At 68.2% G+C, this 16863-nt stretch carries 17 protein-coding genes; 7 read left to right on the top strand and 10 right to left on the bottom strand.

All coding sequences use genetic code 11. From position 1 onward, the window contains the following. The first annotated feature begins 58 nt into the window (after positions 1–58). Positions 59–1009 carry a YafY family protein gene (locus tag ABGB12_RS08580; RefSeq protein WP_347675733.1) on the top strand — a complete coding sequence of 317 codons (951 nt, stop codon included), beginning with the start codon at positions 59–61 and terminating at the stop codon, positions 1007–1009. 31 nt (positions 1010–1040) lie between these two features. On the opposite strand, the gene ABGB12_RS08585 is transcribed toward ABGB12_RS08580, so the two are convergent. Continuing rightward, entirely contained in the window at positions 1041–1937 is an 897-nt protein-coding gene (locus ABGB12_RS08585) for a hypothetical protein (RefSeq protein ID WP_347675734.1), read from the bottom strand. Between the two features lie 115 nt (positions 1938–2052). Then, entirely contained in the window at positions 2053–3246 is a 1194-nt protein-coding gene (locus ABGB12_RS08590; RefSeq protein ID WP_347675735.1) for a lipid-transfer protein, read from the bottom strand. 131 nt (positions 3247–3377) lie between these two features. Between ABGB12_RS08590 and ABGB12_RS08595 the strand changes: the two genes are divergently transcribed. Beyond that, positions 3378–5087, top strand: coding sequence for a protein kinase (locus ABGB12_RS08595; RefSeq protein WP_347675736.1), 1710 nt, complete (start codon positions 3378–3380; stop codon positions 5085–5087). A 3-nt stretch (positions 5088–5090) separates the two neighbouring features. Here ABGB12_RS08595 and ABGB12_RS08600 read toward each other — a convergent pair whose 3' ends face one another. Then, positions 5091–6143, bottom strand: a complete 1053-nt coding sequence (locus tag ABGB12_RS08600; RefSeq protein ID WP_347675737.1) for a polyprenyl synthetase family protein — start codon at positions 6141–6143, stop codon at positions 5091–5093. Between the two features lie 107 nt (positions 6144–6250). Between ABGB12_RS08600 and metF the strand changes: the two genes are divergently transcribed. Further along, positions 6251–7144, top strand: coding sequence for a methylenetetrahydrofolate reductase [NAD(P)H] (gene metF / locus ABGB12_RS08605; RefSeq protein ID WP_347675738.1), 894 nt, complete (start codon positions 6251–6253; stop codon positions 7142–7144). A 7-nt stretch (positions 7145–7151) separates the two neighbouring features. Here the strand turns inward: metF and ABGB12_RS08610 are convergent, their stop codons facing one another. The 3 genes from ABGB12_RS08610 to ABGB12_RS08620 form a co-directional block, all read right to left on the bottom strand. Continuing rightward, positions 7152–7748: a GNAT family N-acetyltransferase gene (locus ABGB12_RS08610; RefSeq protein ID WP_347675739.1), complete on the bottom strand. Its 597-nt coding sequence runs from the start codon at positions 7746–7748 to the stop codon at positions 7152–7154. Positions 7749–8117: 369 nt separating this feature from the next. Next, a complete protein-coding gene (locus tag ABGB12_RS08615) occupies positions 8118–9092 on the bottom strand; it encodes a hypothetical protein (RefSeq protein ID WP_347675740.1) in 975 nt (324 codons plus the stop codon). A 147-nt stretch (positions 9093–9239) separates the two neighbouring features. Further along, positions 9240–9587, bottom strand: coding sequence for an ArsC/Spx/MgsR family protein (locus ABGB12_RS08620; RefSeq protein ID WP_347675741.1), 348 nt, complete (start codon positions 9585–9587; stop codon positions 9240–9242). Positions 9588–9663: 76 nt separating this feature from the next. On the opposite strand from ABGB12_RS08620, the gene ABGB12_RS08625 reads away from it, so the two are divergent. Continuing rightward, on the top strand, positions 9664–10017 hold the full coding sequence (locus ABGB12_RS08625) for a type IV toxin-antitoxin system AbiEi family antitoxin domain-containing protein (RefSeq protein ID WP_347675742.1): 354 nt from the start codon (positions 9664–9666) through the stop codon (positions 10015–10017). On the opposite strand, the gene ABGB12_RS08630 is transcribed toward ABGB12_RS08625, so the two are convergent. Next, positions 10004–10306, bottom strand: coding sequence for a helix-turn-helix domain-containing protein (locus ABGB12_RS08630; protein WP_347675743.1), 303 nt, complete (start codon positions 10304–10306; stop codon positions 10004–10006). The genes ABGB12_RS08625 and ABGB12_RS08630 overlap by 14 nt on opposite strands. A gap of 25 nt (positions 10307–10331) precedes the next feature. On the opposite strand from ABGB12_RS08630, the gene ABGB12_RS08635 reads away from it, so the two are divergent. Both ABGB12_RS08635 and ABGB12_RS08640 read left to right on the top strand, forming a co-directional pair. Continuing rightward, positions 10332–10472 (top strand): hypothetical protein, encoded by a 141-nt coding sequence (locus tag ABGB12_RS08635; protein ID WP_347675744.1) that lies wholly within the window; start codon positions 10332–10334, stop codon positions 10470–10472. Between the two features lie 162 nt (positions 10473–10634). Continuing rightward, positions 10635–11504, top strand: coding sequence for a DUF2199 domain-containing protein (locus ABGB12_RS08640; protein WP_347675745.1), 870 nt, complete (start codon positions 10635–10637; stop codon positions 11502–11504). Between the two features lie 220 nt (positions 11505–11724). On the opposite strand, the gene ABGB12_RS08645 is transcribed toward ABGB12_RS08640, so the two are convergent. The 3 genes from ABGB12_RS08645 to ABGB12_RS08655 all read right to left on the bottom strand — a co-directional run bounded on the left by ABGB12_RS08645 (position 11725) and on the right by ABGB12_RS08655 (position 14264). Then, positions 11725–12612 carry a hypothetical protein gene (locus tag ABGB12_RS08645; RefSeq protein WP_347675746.1) on the bottom strand — a complete coding sequence of 296 codons (888 nt, stop codon included), beginning with the start codon at positions 12610–12612 and terminating at the stop codon, positions 11725–11727. Positions 12613–12698: 86 nt separating this feature from the next. Continuing rightward, on the bottom strand, positions 12699–13172 hold the full coding sequence (locus ABGB12_RS08650) for a hypothetical protein (RefSeq protein ID WP_347675747.1): 474 nt from the start codon (positions 13170–13172) through the stop codon (positions 12699–12701). Between the two features lie 159 nt (positions 13173–13331). Beyond that, positions 13332–14264 (bottom strand): BTAD domain-containing putative transcriptional regulator, encoded by a 933-nt coding sequence (locus ABGB12_RS08655; RefSeq protein ID WP_347675748.1) that lies wholly within the window; start codon positions 14262–14264, stop codon positions 13332–13334. Positions 14265–14769: 505 nt separating this feature from the next. Between ABGB12_RS08655 and ABGB12_RS08660 the strand changes: the two genes are divergently transcribed. Continuing rightward, on the top strand, positions 14770–16806 hold the full coding sequence (locus ABGB12_RS08660) for a hypothetical protein (protein ID WP_347675749.1): 2037 nt from the start codon (positions 14770–14772) through the stop codon (positions 16804–16806). Positions 16807–16863: the final 57 nt, after the last annotated feature.

Here is a 16863-nt window from a genome sequence, read left to right on the forward strand (position 1 = left end):
TGGATCCGAAGCTAGGGTGGTTACCGGACAGAACCTGTCCGGTAAAGAAAGGTGATCCGTGTCATATCCCACGACCCGGGTGCTGGCCATGCTGGAGCTGCTGCAGGCGCACCACCGGATGGGCGGGGCCGAGCTGGCGGAGCGGCTCGGCGTGGACGAGCGGACCGTCCGGCGGTACGCGCGCCGGCTCGACGAGCTGGGCATCCCGGTCGTCGCCGAACGCGGTCGGTACGGCGGATACCGGCTGATGCCCGGCTACAAGTTGCCGCCGCTGATGCTGAGCGACGACGAGGCGACGGCCACGGTGCTCGGGCTGCTGGCCGCGAGGCGGCTGGGACTGGCGGCGACCGCGGCCGAGGCGGCGCTCGCCAAGGTGCGCCGGGTGCTGCCGACCGTGCTGGGGGAGCGGGTCGAGGCGCTGCGGGAGGCCCTCGGGTTCACGCTCGCCGAACGGCAGGCCGTCACCCCGGACGCGGACAAGGTGCTCGGCCTGGCCGCGGCCGTGCGGCAGCGGCGGCGCGTGACGCTGCGGTACCGCTCGCACCAGGGCGCGGAGTCCGAACGCGAACTCGACGCCTACGGGCTGGTGTTCCACTCCGGACGCTGGTACGTGACGGGGCACGACCACCGCTCGTCGCAGACCCGCACCTTCCGGGTGGACAGGGTGCTCTCGGTCACCCCCGGGACGGCGACCTACGAGATCCCCTCCGACGCCGATCCCGTCCAGCACGTCACGCGGTCACTGGCGAACGTGCCTTACACGCACCGGGTCGAAGTGGTCCTCCACGCGCCCCTGGAAGAGGTGGGGAAACGCGTCCCGCCGTCGGTGGGCACACTGTCGAAGGAAGGCGACGGGACACTCCTGCGCACCCGCGCGGACTCGCTGGACGGCATGGCCGCGCTGCTGGCGGGGCTCGGCGGCCGGTTCACCGTCCGGGAGCCCCCGGAGCTGGAGGAGGCCGTACGGAGGCTGGCGGCGACGTTGCTGGAGAGCGTCACCACGTCTTGAGCCGACGTAGGGCGGGAAGGGCCGTCGGAGGTCACAGCCAGCCGAGCCAGTCCCACTTCAGCCAGTCCAGCGCCCGCTCCATCGGCTTGGTGCGGTTCGCCGGGTCACGGTCGACCCAGCCGTTCTTGCGGAGCCGCTTCAGCTCCTTGCGCAGGACGCTCTTCAGCTTGTTCGAGTCGTAGGCGGCCCTTCCGGTGGCGGAGACGAACTCCGGCTCGGGGTCGGGGCCGCGCAGGATCTCCACCAGCCGGTCGAGCGCGGCCTTGTCGCCCCGGGAGACCAGGCGGGCGAGCGTGGACGCGCAGATCGCCGGGTCGGGGGAGTCCAGCAGCCGGGGCAGCAGGGCATCGGCGCCGGCGTCGGCCCACGGTTTGAGGGGCCACATCAGCCTCTCGGCCGCCGCGACGCGCACCTCCCGCGCGGGGTGCTCCAGCAGCTCCGCCAGCACGCCGATGATCCGGCCCGAGGTGACGGGGTTCGGGCCGTACCATCGGTGGAGGTCGCTGAGCGTGTACAGGACGCCTGTGACCGCCTCCGGTTCGTGGTTCTGGAAGATCCAGAGGCATTCCTCCAACGCCCGTTCGGCCAGCCGGGCGTCTTCGACGGTGTCCAGGACCGACATCGCGCTCACGACCACCGCGGGGGCGGGGTGACGGAGGAAGGGGAGGACCTCGAGGGCCCCTTCATAGGACGGGAAGTACTCGTAGGTGTCGAGGACGGCTTCCAGGACGTGCGGATCGTGCCGCCACCGGGGGATCAGGGAGAGGACGAAGGGCCCGAGGGCGGGGTCGTCCTCGTTGCTCAGGGCGTCGAGCGCCTCGATCACCTGCCGGGGGTCGTCGCTCCGGCAGGCGTGGAGGACCCCCTGGAAGTAGGGGTCCTGCGCGTGTGAAGAGGAGCTCTTCATCGGGGAGTACTGTGCGTCCACACGTCACCTTCGTTCTGCGGTCCGGTGGCGGGGGGACGTTCCGCTATGACGCGCGGACGGCGGGGAAGGTTCTCGTGCGGCCCGGAGGAGACGGCGGGCCGCACGAGAAGACGGGTCAGCGGGCGGGCTGCTTGTAGACCGCGACGGCGCAGGCGCTGCCGAGGCCGATGTTGTGCTGCAGCGCGACGCGGGCGCCCTCGACCTGGCGGGCGCCGGCCTGGCCGCGCAGCTGCCAGGTCAGCTCGGCGCACTGGGCGATGCCGGTGGCGCCCAGCGGGTGGCCCTTGGAGATCAGGCCTCCGGACGGGTTGACGACCCACTTGCCGCCGTAGGTGGTGGCCTGGGCGTCGATCAGCTTGTGCGCCTCGCCGACCTCGGCCATGCCCAGGGCCTCGTAGGTGATGAGCTCGTTGGCGCTGAAGCAGTCGTGCAGCTCGATGACGTCGACGTCGTCGATGGAGATCTCGGCCTCGTCCATGGCGCGCTTGGCGGCCCGCTCGGAGCAGCCGTAGCCGACGACGTTGATGGAGGACTTGTCCTCGAAGCTGTCGGGAGTGTCGGTGGAGATGTACTGGCCGGCGATCTCGATCGCCCGGTCCCACAGGTCGTGCTCGTCCACGAACCGCTCGCTGGCCACGATCGCGGCGGCGGCGCCGTCGGAGGTGGGGGAGCACTGCAGCTTGGTCAGCGGGTCGAAGATCATGGTCGAGTTCAGCACCTCCTCGAGGGTGTACTCGTCCTGGAACTGGGCGTAGGGGTTGTTGGTGGAGTGCTTGTGGTTCTTCCACCCGATCCAGGCGAAGTGCTCGGGCTTGGAGCCGTACTTCTCCATGTGCTCGCGGCCCGCGTTGCCGAACATCTGCGGCATCGGCGCCGCGGCCTCCCAGCCGCCCCGGCCTTCCACCATCGCCTTCAGGTGGTGGTCGATGATGGTGACCTTCGAGCTCCCCATGCCCGCGCCGAGCGAGCCCTTCTGCATCTTCTCCATGCCGAGGGCCAGCGTGCAGTCGGCCAGGCCGCCCCGGATCGCGTTGCGCGCCAGGAACAGCGCGGACGAGCCCGTCGCGCAGGCGTTGGCGACCGTCATCACCGGGATGCCCGTCATGCCGGTCTCGTAGAGGGCGCGCTGGCCCATCGACCCGTACATCGACCCGGCGTAGGCCTGCTCGACCTTCTCGTAGGCGACGCCGGCGTCCTCCAGGGCCTTGCCCACGGCCTCCTTGGCCATGTCCGGGTACTCCCAGTCCCGGGATCCCGGCTTCTCGAACTTGGTCATCCCGACCCCGACCACGAACACCCGACCGGCCATCGCCCGTCCTCCTCGACATAACCGAAACTGATTCGGTTCGAATATAGGGGGGCGGGGTAGCGCTTGCTTGGGCACGTCCCGGCTTCCGGGACTTCCCCGCGCCGCGCGCCGCCGATTAGCCTTGCCGGACCATGGAGATCCCCCGGCAGATCGGCCCGTACCGTCCGCTGGAACACCTCGGCTCGGGCGGGATGGGCGAGGTGTACCTGGCCCGGGCCCCCGACGGGACACTGCTGGCGGTCAAGACGATCCGCGCGGACCTCATCACGAGGCCGGACCTGCGTGTCCGGCTGCGGCGCGAGGCCGAGGCGCTCTCCCGGGTGCGCGGCGAGCACCTCGCCGAACTCGTCGGATACGACCTGGACACCGAACCGCCCTACCTGGCCACCCGGTACGTCCAGGGGCGGTCGCTGCGGGACGTCGTGACCGGGGACGGGCCCCTGCCCCCCGCCGCCCTCTGGCGGCTCGCCGACGGGCTCGCCCGGGCGCTCACCACCGTCCACCGGGCCGGATACCTGCACCGCGACCTCAAACCCGCCAACGTCATGGTCGTGGACGGCTCACCCGTCGTCATCGACTTCGGCATCAGTCACGCCCTGGACGACACCCGCCTGTCCCGCCACGGCCGGGCCAGCGGAACCCCCGCCTACATGGCGCCGGAACTCGTCGCATCGGGCCGGGCCGAACCGGCCGGAGACGTCTACTCGTGGGCCGCGACCGTCGCTTATGCGGCCACCGGCCGCGACGCCCACTGGTCCGGCCTCGGCCCCGCCGATCTCGCCCGGATCCTCTTCTCCGCCGAGACGCTCTCCCCGGAACTACGCGACGTCCTGGACCCGGCCTTCGCCCCCGACCCCCGCGACCGCCCCGCCGCCGACGAACTCGTGGAACGCCTCGCCTCGCTGGCCCCCGTCACCGGAGCCGACCTCCACCTGGACCACCCTCATGATCCGGCGGCCACCACCGTCACGCTCACGCTGCCGGGGTCTCGCAGGGTCACCCTCGATCTGCCGGCTGATGTCGGGGCGGGTACGACTCTCCGCTTTCCGGGACAGGGCCGTCTGGGACGCAATGGAGGGGCGCCGGGGACTCTGCACCTGCATCTGGTTTCCCCGAAAGCCCTTCCGCCTGTAGCGACTGAGTCTGTACCTGGGCGTTTGGAAGCACGCCGGTCACGGCGCATATTTTTGTTGATTCCAGTGTTGTTTCTTGTGGTGGCAACGGTGCTCATGGTCCAAGTCGGTTCGATGACCGGCGAGACCTCAAAGAGCCCAGATCGAATTATTTCTTCTCCTGGTTCCGTGTCATCGATCTTGTATGTCGAACTTCCATCGGGTTGTCGGTTGTTGGAGGCGGTTGGGCCCGAGAAGATCGAAGAAGGAACGGGGATTCCTGCTGCTTCGGTGATGCCCGCCCCTGTTTATAAAGAACACAATGATGTGAAGTCTTGCGAGGTCGCCATGCGTGGCCGCAGCCTGCACTTGGTGCTGAACCTCATTCGGTCGGCCACGCGAGAGAGGGCGTCTGAACGGGCTATGAGTATCTTCCAATCACTCCTGCAGAAGGAGAAGAAGAACCCTTATTCAAAGCTGATCGCTGAAGATGTTGATCTCGGTGATGGAGCCTTCTTCTATGAAAAAACCGAGATAGACAACCAAGTTGCGATGGGCTGGAAAGTGCTCATGGGAAACGTGATCGTGAGTGCCGAACTTTTCCTGGAGCTCGACAGCTATCGGAAGTCGGACGAACAGGCGATTCTGCGAGAGCGCTTTGAGAAGCTGGTCACCGAAATCATCACGGCTTTTCCCAACCAAGCGGTCGTGATGGCTCCTGCTCCCTGAAACTCAGACGCGGCGGGCGGTGGCGGCGACGGTGAGGTCGGTGAGCGCTGCGCGGGCCTCGTCGGTGATGGGAGCCTCGCCGAGGGCCTTGTACGCCTCGGAGGCGAAGTCCTCGATGAGGGACTCGCAACCGTCCAGGGCTCCGGTCTCGGTGAGGATGGCGCGAAGTTCTTCCACGCCGTCGAGGTCGAGCTCGGGGTCGCCGAGACGCTGGGTGAGAACCTCGCGCTGGGCGTCGGAGCCGTTCTGGTAGGCCAGCGCGATCAGAACGGTGCGCTTGCCTTCGCGCAGGTCGTCTCCGGCGGGCTTGCCGGTCTCGGCGGGGTCACCGAAGACACCCAGAACGTCGTCACGGAGTTGGAAGGCCGCGCCGAGGGGCAGTCCATAAGCGGACAGGGCGTCGAGGTCGGCCTGAGAGGCACCGGCCATGGCGGCGCCCAGGTGCAGGGGGCGCTCGATCGTGTACTTGGCGCTCTTGTACTTGACCACCCGCAGGGCGGATTCGACGTCGCCGGTGCCGCGTGCCTGCTCGAGCATGTCGAGGTACTGGCCGCACATGACTTCGCTGCGCATGATGTCGTAGATGGGACGGCCGGCGTCCAGGACGTCCCGGGGGAGGCCGCTGGTGTCGAACATCTCACCGCACCAGGAGAGGACCAGGTCGCCGAGCAGGATCGCCGCGCCGGAGCCGAACGCCTCGGCGCCGCCGGGCCAGCCCTCGGTACGGTGCATGGCCTCGAACCGGCGGTGGACCGAAGGCTGTCCGCGCCGGGTGTCGCTGCCGTCCATGACGTCGTCGTGGATCAGCGCGCTGGCCTGGAGGAGTTCCAGGGAGGCGGCCGCCGTCACGATCTCCGGGCGGTCCGCGCCGCCCGCTCCGCGCCAGCCCCAGTAGCAGAAGGCGGGACGCAGGCGCTTGCCGCCGGACAGCAGGGCGTCCAGGGCCCCGAGCATGGGGGAGAGGTCCTCGGTGATCGAGAGCAGAACGGGACGCTGCCGATCAACGAAGGCGTAAAGGGCCTCATCGACCTCTTTGCGGACGCGGCTCGAAGTCATGCGCGCCAGCCTAATGGCGAACGATCGATTTCTGTACCTTTGGGTGTTCTGTTGTTTCTCTGGTCCCTCTCATCTCCTGGTCGGCGCCGGATCGGTAATCTTCTCCCATGACCTCCGCACGCCCCTCCATCCGTGAGCTCCTCGCCAGTGGCGAGAAGTCCTTCTCCTTCGAGTTCTTCCCGCCGAAGACGGAGCAGGGGGCGATCAACCTGTGGCGCAGCATCCGCGAACTGGAGGCGCTGCGGCCCACCTTCGTCTCGGTCACCTACGGGGCGGGCGGATCGACCCGTGACACCACGGTGGAGATCGTCGAGCGGATCGCCACCGACACCACCCTCACCCCTGTGGCGCACTTCACAGCGGTGAACCACTCCGTCGCCGAGCTGCGACAGCTGATCGGCCGATTCGCCTCGGTCGGCGTCACCAACCTGCTCGCCCTGAGGGGAGACCCGCCCGGCGACCCGATGGGCGAGTGGGTCCGCCACCCCGAGGGCGTCGAGTACGCCGAGGAGCTGGTGCGGCTGATCAAGGCCTGCGGTGACTTCTGTGTGGGCGTCGCGGCCTTCCCCTACAAGCACCCGCGTTCCCCTGACATCGAGGCCGACACTCGCCGGTTCGTGGAGAAGTGCCGGGCCGGAGCCGACTACGCGATCACTCAAATGTTCTTCCGTGCCGAGGACTACTTCCGGCTCCGGGACCGGGTGGCCGCGCAGGGCTGCGACATCCCGATCCTGCCGGGGATCATGCCCGTCACGCAGCTCAGCACGATCGAGCGCTCCGAGCAGCTGTCCGGCGCGCCGTTCCCGCCGGAGCTGGCCGAACGGTTCCGCTCCGTCGCGGACGACCCCGAGGCGCTGCGGCAGATGGGAATCGAGCACTGCGCCGAGCTCTGCCAGGAGCTGCTGGACGCCGGCGCGCCCGGCATCCACTTCATCACCATGAACCGGTCGACCGCGACGCGTGAGGTCTTCGGGCTGCTCAACACGAACGCCGCGGTCTGAGCCCGCGTCAGGGCTTGGAGCTCCCGGCGAGGGGCACCCGGACGAGCGGCAGCGGCGCGCCCATCACCGCGTAGGGAGGGCCGCCGCCGGGGAACTCGAAGGAGCTGAGCAGGTCGACGAACCCCACGGACCGGTAGAGCCGGTGGGCCGGGGTCTCGGGCCTCCGGTCCAGGGTCGAGAGCACGACGGTGCTCTCGGGCCGGTCGGTGCACAGGGTCGTCAGCAGTCTCCGCCCCAGCCCCATGCCCTGGTAGTCGGGGTGAACGTGGAGTTCGGCCACCTCGTAGGCGTCACCCAGCCAGTGCTCGGCGTGCTCGTGGCCGCTCCGGGCGGACAACTCCGACTCCACGACGTCGTGCCACCACTGCCCGGACGAGCCGTGGAAGCCGTAGATGAAGCCGACGATCGTGCTGCCGAGGGTGCGTCGGCGCTCCACGACGAAGGCCCGGAAACGGGGGTGGTCCGCGTGCCGCTGCATGATCGCCTGACGTCCGGGGAGTTGACTCCTCGGCGGGTTCATCGCGGCTATGTACACATCGAGCAGAGCGTTGAGCATGCGCCGGAACGTCCTGGCGTCGATCTCTCGCAGGGTGGGCTCTCTCACCTATCCGAGCCTAAGCCCGAACACTTACCTGCGGTCAACCGGTCGGCAGACTCCGTTCAGTGCGGGTCAGCTTTTCGTAGATGTCCCACAGAATCTTGTCTGATGCTGATCGGAGGTTTTTTTGATTCTTCACGAGGTCATCACCCCATGTACGAGCCTCCGGGCCCAGCCAGGCATCCGTCGCGTTGAAGGTACGGAACGGGGGGTTAAGCGCCTCCCGCATCTGATCGATGCTCCCGTAGGCAGCGCTGTACCGCTGGAACAGCTCGCGATAGGCGGGGTTGGGGACGCTGCCCGGAGGCACCGTCGCCGGAGTGTAGGGCGGGGGGACGCTGCCCGGGGGAGGGGGAGCGGCGGGCATGCCCATGGTCAGCTCACTTTCGCCGCGGTGGTGAGTTTCGCGGCGTCTTCCAGCCGCGGGGCCAGCGGGGTGGACTGGAGGACCTGAAGGACCTCGGCCCGGTTGCCGAGCTTGTCGGCCTCGGCGAGCAGCGACGCCACCCACCGGGAGTCCATGTGGAACTGGTTGTCGGAGGTGGCGATCGACTGGGTGATCGCCTTCAGTTTGGCCTCGTCGCCTTCGGCCGCGTCGATGAGCCGGGCGGTTCCCTCGGGACCGAGCCGCTCGTAGTAGGCGGCCGTGTACTCCGGATCCTTCGCGTGCTCGGTGAGGTTCTTCCAGACGCCGGTCGCGACCGGAGCACCGCCCTGGAACGCGGTGTTGGTGGCGTAGGCGTCGGTGACGGCGACCTTGATGGCCTCGTCGGTGCTGCCGAAGGCACCCAGGTCGGACCCGGTGCCGGGGGGCGCGGCGGGCTCGGCGGGCTCGGCGGGGGAGTCGTTCCCGGCGGGCTGGTCGGCGTCGTTCCCATTGACGACGGGCTGATCGGTGTTGTTGTCGCCTACAGGTGAAGTTTGAGGCGGCTTGTTGTTGTCGCCGTTCTCTCCGGACGTGCCGGGTTGAGCGGCATCAGTGGTGTTCCCGGGCGTCGGACTGGAAGCCTCGGAAAGCCCGTTGGAAGCGTTGTTATTCGGCTTGCTCGGCGTGACGTCACGTCCGAGTTCGGGAGCCGTCGGCGTTTTGACGTCCGGTTCCTCCCGCTGTGCCAGGGCGAGGTTGCGCCGCCGCGTCAGCATGCCGAGCTGGTCGGTGATCCACTGCTGGACGGCCCGCGCCTGCTGGTACCCGGCGGCGGACACCCCGGCCGGCGCGGGATTCGCGCGCAGCCACTGCTCGATGTCCCCGGCCGCCCGCTGCAGCTGCTGGACCACCTGCCCGAGCGCGGCGGGGTCGATCCCCCGGAAGTTCGGGTCGCGGCTGGCCGGACCTGACCGCATGCTCATCGGCGCTCCCCGTTCCCGGATACCTCTCGTGATTTTTGTGTATCACAGGTCTTCCGGAAACGTCTGCCATGTGCACCGAGAACGTGAGATTTCCAGAAAAAGGAAAAGGGTCGGGCCGCCGGAGAACAGGCGGCCCGACCCCGAGGATCAGGAGAGCGCCTTCTTGATCGACTCCTCGTCCCGCGCCACGTAAGCGCGCCCGTCGTCGGTGATGACGATCGGCCGCTGGATCAGCGAGGGGTGCGCGGCGAGGGTCTCCACCCACGCCTTCCGGTCCCGCTCGGCGTCCTTCAGCCCCAGCTCCTTGGCGAGGGGTTCTCCCATCCGCGTGATGTCCCAAGGCTCGAGCCCCAGCTTGCCGAGCACGTCCTCGATCTCCGCCGCGGTCGGCCCGTCCTCCAGATACCGCCGCTCCCGGATCTCACACCCCGCGTCCGCCAACGCATCCTTGGCCGCACGGCTCTTGGAACACTTCGGGTTGTGCCAGATTTCCATGCCTCCGACTCTAAGGCGTGTCGAAGCGAGGTCAGCGGCCAGTCGTTGATGACGCGGACGGGGCTTCCTTCTGAATATGGACAAGGGTTTCAGGCGGCAGCGTCGCCGGATTGTGGAGGCACGGTTGTCTCAACTATGGGACAGGCGCGCCATAGGTGTCCCGATTGTGCTGGCGGCGGTGTCGATGATCGCGGAGGCGCAATGGGGCCTGTTCACGATGCGTCAGGCGCGAGAGGCCGGAGCGCCCCGGCGTGATCTGGTTCGGCTTGAGCAAGCCGGTGTCCTCGAACGGATCGCGCACGGGGCCTACCTGGCCGCGGCCGTACCGCGTTCGGATCTGCTGGAACTCAAGGCGGCGGGGCTGCAACTCGCTCCCGGGACACCGATCGACGCCCGAGCCCGCACCGGAACCCGGCTCAATCGATCTTGAGATGTCGGCCGCGGATGTCGATGGCGATGTCCAGGGCACCGCCCAGCGCCTCGGCGTAGGACGCCAATGTCGACACGCGGACCACGTCCAGGGTGCCGGTCTCGATGGCGGAGACCCGTCGTCGGGTCACGCCCATATGCTCGGCCACTTCACACTGCGTCAGTCCGAGGCGCTTGCGGATCTCGCTCAGTCGCAGCCCGACCAGCCGCCGGGCGGCCCGCCGTTCGATCTCCTCTATCTCACCGGGCTCGTCGAAGATCGCCGCAAGCGCGGAGTTGTCCGATTTCATCTCGCCTCCTGTCGCTCCTGTAGCCATGTGCGGTACCGCTCGGACGCGATGCCACGAGTCGTGGCCATTCGCGAACGGACTCGACGATCTCAAGGCATACAAGAGAGTGCCGGGCCGCGCCGCCGACGCCGAACTCGTCGAACTCGGCCAGGAGTCGGGCATCTGACCACGCTGCCGTTGTTCCGACTCCTCTCGTACCAACAGCTTCTTCTTTTCCCAGGACACCGGATCTTCCCAGGGCACCGGATGCGATCACGCTGTGACCCGCCCGCCCTGCTACGCCTGGTGAAAAACGTTCGGTGGTCCCGGCCTACTACGATCATGGTCCATGACCGCCGCCTGCGCGTGCTGCGGCGCCGCCCTCACCGAGACCGACCGGATCGACGTCGGCTTCCGACTGCCCGACCCGGCGCTCGGCCGGCCCGAATCCGACCTGACCTGGCTGCGCAAAGGACTCCTGCGCGTCGCCGGCGAGGGCGGCTTCCTGCGGTGCCTGCTGCCGGTGCGGCTGACGGGCGGAGTGGAGCTCTGGCTCGGGATCTGGATCGAGGTCTCCGAGGAGGACCTGCTCCGCGCGGACGAGATCTGGGAGGACCCGGCCTACGCCGGGTTCACCGCGACGGGGCGGGTGGCCAACCTCGTGAAGCCCTGGGGAGAGGAGATCGTCGGCGCGGAACTCCTCGTGGACGTCCGCGACGTCGGCGAGTTGCCGGTCGCCCGATCCTCACCCCACCCCGTGCTCTCCAGGGTGGTCGATGAGGAGTGGGACCGCGACCGGGTGCTCAGCCGGTTCGGCCACGCCCTCCCGATCCCCGTGCGGGTCGCGCTCGACGCCACCTGGTCGGTCGAGCGGACGGCGGGTATGGAGGCCCGAGGCGACGGAACCAAGGACCGGTTCTCCGAGCCGGGCAGGCTCGTCCTCGTCGACGTGCTCCGCACGTCGGCCCCGGCCGGCCCGGAAGACCACCTGCGCCGGGTTCTGGAGGACGCGCCCGACACGGCGCCCGAAGACCGGATCACCGAGACCGCGCCCGACGGGACGCTCCGGCACGCGTTCTGGCTCCAGCGAGAGGACCACTGGGAGCTTCACGGGTTCGCGCTCGACGGAACCACCCTGGTGGAGCTGTCCTGCCTGTTCCACGAACCCTCCGATCTGAACTGGGCCCTGCACGTCTGGCGGTCGATCGCGCACAGCTGACCGACCGGCTTGGACCGCGGCTCGTCCAGCGCGAGCCTGAACGGCGGACCGGCTCGCGAAGACCGATATCCCGGTCGAGGAGGCGACATCGGCCTTCTCCACCACGAAGGTCAGCGGGATGGACGAGCGAGGCTGACGGACCGCACGACGGACAGGCCGGGGCAGAGGCCGCCGCGGTACCGCTCACCCGCACGGATCGGGCTCCGGTCCGCGTTCTCCATCACCTGGAGCCGGACGGGCTGAGCAGTTCGACCGGTGGCAGTTTCAGGACGTTGGGCAGGGACGAGCCGTCCGGGACACGGATCACGATGGTCGGGAGGTAGTCGCCGTCGGGCAGGCCGTTCAGAGTGATCTCGGCCGTGCGGGCCGCGTCATCAAGGGTTCCGGGGACGATGTGCTTCCGGCCGCCTATCTGAACGAGTTGCAGGACGGCGGAGGGCGTCGTTCCGGTTCGGGTGGCGCTCAGAGTCACGAGTAGTCGTGCCGGCTGGTACCAGAGATGACGGGTCTCGGGGATGGAGTGCGAGTCCGCCGCCAGTTCGATGTCGCCGCGGGAGTCCACGAGGGTCACCCGCTCGATGTCGATCTTTGAAAGTGCGGTCTCGGCGGGTGTTTCGGCGTCGCCGCCGGTCTCCGTGGACGTGGCCTGGGCCGGGACGAGCGGGGGCGGGGCGGCCGGTACGCCGACCCGTTCGAGCATCCAGCGGCAGACGTCGTCACACGTCCAGCCCGGCCATTGGGCCCGCTGGTGGGGTGAGGCCTCGGGTTCGATCTCGGTCTGTTCGGCGACGATCCGGCGTTCTGTGTTCTCGCTCTGCCGGCGTTCCTCGAACGCCACGACGAACGTGGCGGTCTGCTCCCATCCGGAGGACGTGACCTCCGGGACGGAAGTGCCGACGGACGCGGCGTGCGCGCGGCGCGCCTCGTCCTGCCAGACGGCGACGTCTTTGAGGGTGGGGCGGTAGGCGCGTTTGCCGAACGCGTCGACGACGCGCTGCCGGTCGGCCATGATGAGCTCGTAGCAGCTGGTGATCTCGAGCTTCTGCGCGAGCACGGTCCGTTGCTTCGCGTCCAGCCCGCTGATGTCGGAGAGGTCGTTGACCGGCATCGCCGTTCCTTTCAACGTCGGCGGTGGACTGCGTCCGGTGCCGCCGGCACCGGACGCGACCTTCGGATCGGATCGGATCGGTCAGCTCACCCGTACCACTGGTACTGCCCTTTGGGCTGGAAGCCGACGAACGGGCCCGGCTTTCCGCAGCAGTACAGGCGGAAGGTGGATGTGAGCTCGTACACCCCGTCCTCGATGGTGTTCGCGGGGACGCGGTACTGGTGCTCGACGCAGAGCTGGTCGCAGCCCTTCCAGTTCTTCACGGTGAGCGCGTCGGCCGGGAGCCGGCTGGAGAGCTTGAAGTCGTTGGGGCCGCCCAGCTCTTCGAAACGGATGTCGAACACCAGGTCGCCGCCCATGCACTGCCAGGCCAGGCCCAGGAACTCGATGCGGAACCGGACGTCGAACGGGTCGCCGACCCGGATGATCTTCGGCGAGGGGACGCCGCTCAGGTCCAGGACCGCTGAGGACCAGCGGAACTGCAGCATCGCGGTCGGCGGATTGACCTCCGTGTATCCGGCCAGGTCGTCATCCCGCCAGCAGGCCGAGGGCATGGTCATGGTCGCGCTCCTTACTGGGTTCGCCGGGGTTCCGGCTGGTCACGGTGCGAGTCGATCGTCCGCCGCCCCGCGCAAACAGCGGTGTATCCGGCGGTAAGCCGGCGATTAATACGCTCCGGCAGCGCTGTTCGTTCGCTTAATCCGAGTCTGCGATCTCCGTCAGCGGCCGTTGATCAGCGTCCGGTACAGCTGCACGGTGGTCTCCGACAGTTCGACGGACAGCTCGCGACGCAACGTGATCTCGCACCGCCTGAACTGCTGCACGATGAGATGAGGCTGGTCGAGCGCCGCGTAAGCGCGCATCAGTAGCTGGTGTGCGGTCTCCCGGCACGGGTCCGTCCCGAGGAGTTCGCTCCCGACCGAGACGGCCTCACCCACATCACCGTGTTCGAGCAGCAGGACGCAGAAACGTTCGAGGACGGCACAGTGCTCGATGTGGAACCGGCGTTGGGTCTCCATGTACCAGTCGCCGCTGGTGTCGCCTTCCAGGAGCGGGCCCGCATACAGCTTTCTCGCCTCGTGAAAACTCTTGATCGCCGCGACCCTGTCTCCGCGGTCGATCGCCTGGTGGCCTCGCGCGACCGACTGATTGTAGTCATTGACATCGATCCGGCAGCAAAACTCCGGATCGATGTGATAGGACCCGTTTCTGTAAACGATATGCGTTCGATCGGGATGGTGCGCCCGCAGTTTCTGTCGGAGTTGATATACGGTGACGTTCAGATTGTTGCGCGCCGACTTCGGACTCGACCCGGGCCAGAACGCCTCCATCAGCACCTCGCGCCGGACGGGTCGCCCATAGTGCAACAGAAGGAACTTCAGTAGTGAGGCGGCCCGCCGTGAAGACCACGGCGCCAAGGTCCTCCCTCGGCACTCAGCCTCGAAAGGCCCGAAAAGCCGTGCTTCGAGGTCCGCCTGGATCTCGACGGAGCCGCTGCCTCCACCGGCCGGCGCCAACGGTGCGATCGACCCCTCGCCCTTCCCTTCGTCCAGGCCCGCTGCCTGGTAAAGAGCCTGCAGAACGGCCCGCTGCGCCGCCGCGGCCGCGACCATGTCGCCCAGCAGTCGCTCATGCGCCGCGATCGCCTCCACGAGTTCGGGATAGGGCCTGTCCTGTTCACCGCGCCTACCCCGCCAAGAAAGGGCTTTCCACCAATGAGACTTTCCCCCGCGCTCCCTCATGATGGGCCTTTTCCTGATGTGTGATCTACTTTCTCTTTCCCCGGCTCGAGTATGGCCTCATGGGGCATCACCCACGAGAAGTCGGACGGAGTTGACCCCAAGTGGCCGCCCGGCTCCGTGGCCCGCAAATGCATTCTGCGATCAAGCGGGCCCGGCCCCTCCCCGGCAGGTGTGGCGATCCTGACCTCGGCGTGCACTGGAGGCGACTCGCGGACGATCCGGGTGTTGCACATCGGGTCCTGGGCTCAAGGGATCAATGCACCATCAATAATGATCTCGGTCGTTGCCCTGCCCCACCACAATGGCCGGACCGAAGGGGTCAACCGCCTAATCGGGGGCAAGACCCTCACCCATTGGTTATTCATTTAGAACAGCGTGAGATTTAGACTTCTCAGGGACCTTCCTGGGGGTGGCCATGCGTGTCTTGCCTTGGTTCGTGCTGCTGGCTCTCATCGGAGGCTGGTGCGCCCTTGGGGCACCGGCCTCGGCGGCGGCACCGGCATCAGTGGAGGCGCGGCGCGATGCGGTGCTGGTCAATCCGCCTTCGGGCCCCCCGGGCACGGTCGTGGAGATCTCGACGGACTACGAGACATGCGCCTTCGCCGGCGAGGGCACAAGGGATGGGAGTGGGGCGCCCGCACCGCAGTTGAGCTGGCGACTGCCGGGCGGCCCGGTCCAGGAGCTCACGGCCTCGTCCGTGACGATCCCGGAAGGGGCGGCCGGGCAGGTCGAGTTCATAGCGAGCTGCCCGGCAGGCTGGGCGCCCCTCACGGTGGTCTCGACGTTCACGATCACCGCTCCAGAGCCGATGACGATCGCGAGCGCCACTGGGCGCGCTGAGGCGGGCGCCACGACGGTGTTCGACGTGTCCGGCATCAGGTGCGACTTCAATGACACCGGCGCGCCTGCCGGTGCCGGCGGGCAGATCCGCATCGTCTTCGGCGGCTCCGGTCAACTCTTCACCCTGTCCGGCGCGTCCGGGCAGGTGACCGCACAGGTGCCCGGCACGCCCGGCCCGAGCACCGTCTCGGTCGAATGCGCGTTGGACGCCGACTTCACCAGCGAGCAGATCCCGTTCGTGATCGACACCTCGAAGACCGGCGGACCACCGACCGGGCCGCAGGAGACGCCGACGCTGACCCTGTCGCCCACTGCCGCCCGGCCCGGCGGCACCGTCCGGCTCGTTCTCTCGGGTTTCCCCGCATGCGATGAGTATGCCGCCACCCTCGACGGGGCCCCGCTGACGCTGCGGCCAGGACCGGTCTTCACAGTTCCGAAGAAGACGTCGCCGGGCGCGCACACCGTACGGCTGACATGTGTCACACAGGTGACGGCGCTCAGCGGACGGCCCGTCCGGCTCGTGGCGTCTGCGGACGTCGTCCGGTCCGCTCGGCTGACGGTGCTGCGTCCCGATGAGACCACACCGCCCGACGAGTCCGGGACGAGTGGCCTCCCGGCGGTCCCGGCTGCCGGGACCCGAGCACTGGAGGTCGATCTGCGCGGCCTTGCGGGAGCCGTGAGCGCCGCCGTCATCGTCACGCTGGCGTTTCTGACGGCTCGGGCGCTGGCACTGCGCGACCAGCTCATCCCCCGCAAGCACCGCTTCCCTCTGCTCGGGTTCCCGGCCGAGTTCTTCAACAAGGCGCTGGAGAAACTCAACGAGAGGCGCAAGACCGAGGAGCCTCGCCATCCCTGGGTTCATTTCCTCGGAGGTGTCGCTTTCGCCGCCACCGTGCAGGCCTTCGCCAATGCGGACGCGCGCACACCGTCTGGCGCACTGTCGGCGCATGGGTTCGCGGTGCTCCTGGCCGCCTTCGCCGGCGCGGTGACGCTCACCGTCCTGACCTATGCGGGGGTCGGGCACCTGGTCGAGACTCGCGACCTCATCGGGCCGTTCGGCAAGTACCGGACGCTCTGGACGGGCCTCGCCGTCGCCTGCGTCATGTCCGTGGTCTCCTACCTGCTGAGACTGAATCCCGGCTATGTCTTCGGGCTCATCGGCTACTTCACGATCGCCGAGTGGCGCGGCCAGGCCACGCAGGAGCGCAAACTCCAGGCGATCGTCTGTGCCGCCTGGACGACGTTCCTCGTCGCCCTGATCTGCTGCGGTGTTTGGATGGTCGCCTCCGACTCCTACGACCTGGCCCTCAAGACTTTGACGGTCACCGTCCTGGAGACCGGGATGCTGGCGCTGATCCCCGCCCCGCTCCTCGACGGCGGCGAACTCTTGCAGAACCGCCCCGCCGCATGGCTCGCGACCTTCCCGCCCATGCTCACGGTCTGGCTCTACCTCGCTTGGTCGACCGCCGAGTCCTCCCCCTGGGCCACCCTGCTGAAGATGACCGCCGTCATGCTCGCCGTGGCCGTCTTGTCGTATCCCCTATGGAACCACGCCCGCGCCAAGGCCGCCCGCGAGGCGGCCGCCCTCCATCCCCGCCTGTCCTCACCTTGAGAAGGCGATCTGCAGGGTTCGGCGGGTATTGGTGGAGGCGGCGACCCCAGCGGTCCG

This window comes from Actinocorallia sp. B10E7, from assembly GCF_039871655.1.
Lineage (GTDB): Bacteria > Actinomycetota > Actinomycetes > Streptosporangiales > Streptosporangiaceae > Actinocorallia.